A 4747-nucleotide genomic window follows, 5' to 3' on the forward strand; every position below is an offset into this window, starting at 1 on the left:
CAACGTGCGATCACGATCGGCGGACTGGTCGCGACGTTCGGGGTGGCGTTCATCGCGCTGTCGCTGCTGCTCGGTTCGCAGCTGCGGCGCCGTATGCGAGCCGAGTCGGAACTCGTGCTGCTCGCCCGGACGGACGGTCTCACCGGCCTGAGCAATCGCCGCAGCTTTGGCGAGGTACTGGACAACGAGTGGCGTCGCGCCCGGCGTGCGCGTTCCGTTTTCTCGCTGCTGTTCGTGGATGTGGACCGGTTCAAGGCTTACAACGACACGTACGGTCATCAGGCCGGGGACGATGCGTTGGCGGCGGTCGCGCGGTGCATCGGCGAGAACATTCGCCGGCCGGCCGATACGGCGGCTCGTTATGGCGGGGAGGAGTTCGTCGTGTTGCTCCCCGACACGTCGCAAACCGGCGCGGCGCAGATCGCCGAGCGGATTCGTGCGGCCATCGACGAGTTGGCCCTCGAGCACGCTGGCAGCGAATACGGGCGTGTTACCGCGAGCATTGGCCTGGCGAGCTGGACGCCCGATCAGGAAGGGCAGCCTGATGCCGTGATCAAGGCGGCTGATGAGGCGCTGTACTACGCGAAGGCGACTGGTCGGAACAAGGTCGCCGCGTTGCAGCCGGCGGAGTGAGGGGGCTGCATCGTGCGTGCCGTCAGACGCGTGCCAGCGGTGACCGAACCCGACGGACGCACCTCAAGAACAGTCCATTGCCGTCGGTAAGTTTGGTAGGCTTGTCGCCTGCCTTCGCTTGTCGGATCTTGATGTCGGTAAGTGGCACGGTGAAAAAGCGGGTATCGTCCCGGAAGATTTCAAACGATGCCCGCTTTTTTCGACCGGGTGCGATTCCGAGCGAACGAGAGCGAACGGCAGGCGGGCGCAAGGTGCCCGACTGGCAAGGGTTCAGGCCAATCGCCGAACCAACACGAACAGGAGCAACCGAAGTGATCAGACATATCGTCATGTGGAAGTTGAAGGAATCGGCCGAAGGCGCGACGCGTGCGCAGAACGCGCTGAAGCTGAAGGAAAAGCTCGAAGGCTGCCGCGATCTCGTGCCGGGCACCTTGCAGATCGACGTCGGCCTGGCGACGCCGGGCCTCGACGCGACCGCCGACATCGTGCTCGTCTCCGATTTCACCGACAAGGCCGCGCTGGACGCGTACCAGGTGCATCCGGTTCACCAGGAAGTGAAGAAATTCGTCGTCGCGGTGGCCGAATCGCGCGAATGCGTCGACTACATCGTCGACGTCGCACGATGAGCGACGCGGCAACCCCGACGGAAGGCCCGTCGATCGAAAGCCCGTTCGTCGATCTGCTCGGCGTGCAGCTCGTGTCCGCGAAGGATGGTGCGAGCGAAATCGTGCTGCCGCTCGAGGAGCGCCACATGAACACGTGGAGCATCGCGCACGGCGGCGTGACGATGACGCTCGCCGATATCGCGCTCGCGATGGCGGCGCGCAGTTTGACCGACGACGGCGTCGGCGTCGTCACGGTCGAGATGAAGGTGAACTTCATGCAGCCGGGCCGCGGCGAGCTGCGCGCCTACGGGCGCGTGATGCACCGCTCGACGACGATGGCCTATTGCGAAGGCGAAGTGCGCGACAGCGACGGCAATTTCGTCGCGAAGGCGCTCGGTACGTTCAAGTACATGCGGCGGCTCGCGGTCGGCCGCGACATCAAGCGGCAACGCTCGCGCACGGCGCCGGACGCGCAGCCCGGCCCGAGCGACGCGTAAACGCTCCCGCCATGCACGGCCCTGTCTCTTCGATGAGGCAGGGCCGTTTCGTTTTGCAGCCCGGATGCCGGCACACCGCGCGCCGCGCCGGTCCGGCCCCCGCGTGGCATCATGTCACGCTTGTCCGCTTTGTCCGTTCACGGCGCCACGCCGGCGCCGTCCATACCGATGCCGCTGAATCCGAAGATCGCCCAGGTGCTCGACATGATCGAGCGCGCGAAACGTCCGTCGTATCACCATCAGACGCCGCAGCAGGCCCGCGCCGCATACGAGAAGAGCGCGCCGATCCTCGACGTCGCGCCGGCGCCGATGCATTCGGTGGAGGAATGCGTGGTGCCGACGCGCGACGGCCGCACGATCGGCGCGCGGCTGTATCTGCCGGTCGCGCCGAGCCTGGCGGAGCCGCTGCCCGCGCTCGTCTATTACCACGGCGGCGGCTTCACGGTCGGCAGCGTCGACACGCATGATGCGCTGTGTCGGATGTTCGCGCACGATGCGCAATGCGCGGTGCTGTCTGTCGGCTACCGGCTCGCGCCCGAACACAGGTTTCCGACCGCGGTGAACGACGCGGACGACGCATTGCAGTGGCTGCATCGCGAAGCCGCCACGTTCGGCATCGACGCCGCGCGGCTGGCGGTCGGCGGCGACAGTGCGGGCGGCACGCTCGCGACGGTCTGCGCGGTGCTCGCGCGCGACGCGGGCATTCGTCTTGCGCTGCAACTGCTGATCTATCCGGGCGTGACGCGTTACCAGGACACCGAATCGCACGCACGGCTCGCCAACGGCTACCTGTTGACGCAGGACACGATCCAGTGGTTCTTCACGCAGTACGTGCGCGATCAGGCCGATCGCGACGACTGGCGTTTCGCGCCGCTCGACGGCACGCGCGATGCGCCGTCGTTCGCGGGCGTCGCGCCGGCGTGGATCGCGACGGCCGAATACGATCCGCTGAGCGACGAGGGCGCCGCGTACGCGGACAAGTTGCGCGTGGCCGGCAACGCGGTCACGCTGGTCTGCTATCCGGGGATGATCCACGAATTCTTCAAGATGGGCGGCTACGTGCCGGAGGTGCGGGCCGCGCATGCCGATGCGGTCGCGGCACTGAAGGCTGCATTCGACGAGGTTTGACGGCGAGCGCCCGAAGGCGCGCACGCCGCGGGAGGATGGCGATGACGAATGGCGCGGGCGGGGTGGAAACGGGCGACTGGACGGTCCTGGGCGGCGATGCTGCACGCATCCGCGACGCGGTGTTCGTGCGCGAGCAGCAGATTCCGCCGGAATGGGAGCTCGACGACGACGATCCGCTGTCGCTGCATGCGGTCGCGTACCGGACCGACGCGGCGACCGGGCTGCGCCGCGCGGTCGCGACGGGGCGGCTGCTGCCGTCCGGCACGATCGGCCGCGTCGCGGTGTTGGCCGACATGCGCGGGCAGGGCGTTGGGTCGGCCGTGCTCAATGCGCTGCTGGACGCCGCGCGCCGCCGCGGTGAAGCCGTCGTGCGGCTGTACGCGCAGGATTCGGCGGTGTCGTTCTATCTGCGGCACGGCTTCGCGGCGGTCGGCGAACCGTTCGTCGAAGCCGGCGTGCCGCACGTCGAGATGACGCGCGCGCCGTAGCGCGCCACGTGTGCGCTCAGCGCGGCCGCGCCGCGTCGATATCGAACGTGAACGCGCGCTCGAACGCGCCCGGGCGGACGGTGCGGTGCGAGCCGTCGTCGTCGCTGCGCTCCTTGACCTCCACCGTCAGCCGCACGCCTTCCTTCATCGTGACGCGCAGCGCGGTCGTGCCGCGCGTGCCGTATTCAGGCGTCTCGATGAACGCGGCCGACAACGCGCGCTCGCGCTCGATCGGAATGCCCGTGTGCGGCAATGCATCGTCGTCCGCGACGTGCGGGTCGCGCAGCAGCGCGATCAGTTCGTCGAGCGACGGGGTCGGATTGTCGGTCAACAGCGTGCCGAGCTCCGCGCGCTTGCGCACCACTTTCGGCCAGGGCGTATCGAGCCGTGCATTCGACAGCGCATGCACGCCCGGCGCGATCGCCACGGGCGCGGCGACACGGCTTTCGCCCTCGGGGGCGCGGTTGCAGAACCACGCGAGCTCCCGCCGGCGCCAGTCGCCGACGAGCAGGTTGAAGCCGTTGTACACGGCCGCATGCTCGGCGAGCTGCGCGAGATAGTCGAGCGGCGCGACAGGCGTGCCGCCGAGAAAGTCGGAGACCAGCTTGCCACGGGTCGGTGCGCCCGCGCGGATGTCGAACGGCGCGCGGTAGTTGGTCAGCGCGGCGAAACGGCCGTCGCGCGAGACGCCGAGCCACGTGCCGCCCGCTTCGAGATCGCGGCCGGCCAGTACGCCCGGCACGTCCTCCCACCACGAGAGCGGCGCGCTGGTCCGGCGAAAGAACTCGTCACGATTCGCGACGAGGGTAAAGACGGGACCGGCGGCGGCATCGGGCTGCCAGTCGAAGGCAATCAGACACATCGGGCGAATCTCTCGCAGGAAACGTCGGGCGCCGGCTGCGACTCGCGAGCCGGCGCCCGAACGGGTTGTCAGTGCATCAGACTTCGGTCGGCCACGCGTACGGCAGCGCGTCGAACGCGAGCGCCGGGCCGTCGGCCGAACCGAGGTGCACCGTGCCGCCGTCGAGCGCGGCGAGCTTGATCTCGACGAGCGCGTCGACGCCGCCCGCCGGCGCGGCCGCCGCGTTGACGATCATCCCGCACGGCTGGCCCGGGTCGTCGCTGTGGAACAACTCGACGCCGGCATGCACGGTATCGGTTTCGCCCGCGACGTGCGCGAGCGCGGTGCGGCGCTTGATCGTGCCGCGGTATTGGCTGCGCGCCACCACTTCCTGGCCCGGGTAGCACCCTTTCCTGAAGTTAACGGCACCGATCACGTCGAAGTTGACCATTTGCGGTACGAACTGTTCGACGGCCGGCTGCGTGATGCGCGGCTCGCCCGCGCGAACGTCGAGCCAGTCCCACACGGCGGGCGACACGACCGGCAGCGTGCCGG

The 4747-nt window shown here is 68.7% G+C and carries 7 protein-coding genes; 5 read left to right on the forward strand and 2 right to left on the reverse strand.

Annotated features, from left to right (window positions below):
• The 5 genes from JMF90_RS24630 to JMF90_RS24650 all read left to right on the forward strand — a co-directional run.
• On the forward strand, positions 1-633 hold a 633-nt coding region (locus JMF90_RS24630; protein ID WP_201325537.1), incomplete at its 5' end, for a GGDEF domain-containing protein.
• A gap of 311 nt (positions 634-944) precedes the next feature.
• Positions 945-1259, forward strand: a complete 315-nt coding sequence (locus JMF90_RS24635; RefSeq protein WP_012328683.1) for a Dabb family protein — start codon at positions 945-947, stop codon at positions 1257-1259.
• A complete protein-coding gene (locus JMF90_RS24640; RefSeq protein ID WP_006483907.1) occupies positions 1256-1735 on the forward strand; it encodes a PaaI family thioesterase in 480 nt (159 codons plus the stop codon). The genes JMF90_RS24635 and JMF90_RS24640 overlap by 4 nt, the downstream gene beginning before the upstream one ends.
• A 168-nt stretch (positions 1736-1903) precedes the next feature.
• Positions 1904-2863 carry an alpha/beta hydrolase gene (locus JMF90_RS24645; protein WP_041489545.1) on the forward strand — a complete coding sequence of 320 codons (960 nt, stop codon included), beginning with the start codon at positions 1904-1906 and terminating at the stop codon, positions 2861-2863.
• 41 nt (positions 2864-2904) lie between these two features.
• Positions 2905-3351 carry a GNAT family N-acetyltransferase gene (locus JMF90_RS24650; RefSeq protein WP_011549631.1) on the forward strand — a complete coding sequence of 149 codons (447 nt, stop codon included), beginning with the start codon at positions 2905-2907 and terminating at the stop codon, positions 3349-3351.
• Positions 3352-3367: 16 nt separating this feature from the next.
• Here JMF90_RS24650 and JMF90_RS24655 read toward each other — a convergent pair whose 3' ends face one another.
• Together JMF90_RS24655 and JMF90_RS24660 are read right to left on the reverse strand one after the other, a co-directional pair.
• Positions 3368-4213, reverse strand: a complete 846-nt coding sequence (locus JMF90_RS24655) for an NRDE family protein (protein ID WP_006478602.1) — start codon at positions 4211-4213, stop codon at positions 3368-3370.
• A 76-nt stretch (positions 4214-4289) separates the two neighbouring features.
• On the reverse strand, positions 4290-4747 hold a 458-nt coding region (locus JMF90_RS24660), incomplete at its 5' end, for a folate-binding protein YgfZ (RefSeq protein ID WP_374104258.1).

This window comes from Burkholderia sp. E168m23, assembly GCF_016586125.1.
Lineage (GTDB): Bacteria > Pseudomonadota > Gammaproteobacteria > Burkholderiales > Burkholderiaceae > Burkholderia > Burkholderia orbicola.

Coding starts and splice junctions, on each gene's coding strand:
- JMF90_RS24645 (WP_041489545.1), top strand. CDS start 1,904: ATGCCGCTGAATCCGAAGATCGCCCAGGTGCTCGACATGATCGAGCGC.
- JMF90_RS24640 (WP_006483907.1), top strand. CDS start 1,256: ATGAGCGACGCGGCAACCCCGACGGAAGGCCCGTCGATCGAAAGCCCG.
- JMF90_RS24650 (WP_011549631.1), top strand. CDS start 2,905: ATGACGAATGGCGCGGGCGGGGTGGAAACGGGCGACTGGACGGTCCTG.
- JMF90_RS24655 (WP_006478602.1), bottom strand. CDS start 4,213: ATGTGTCTGATTGCCTTCGACTGGCAGCCCGATGCCGCCGCCGGTCCC.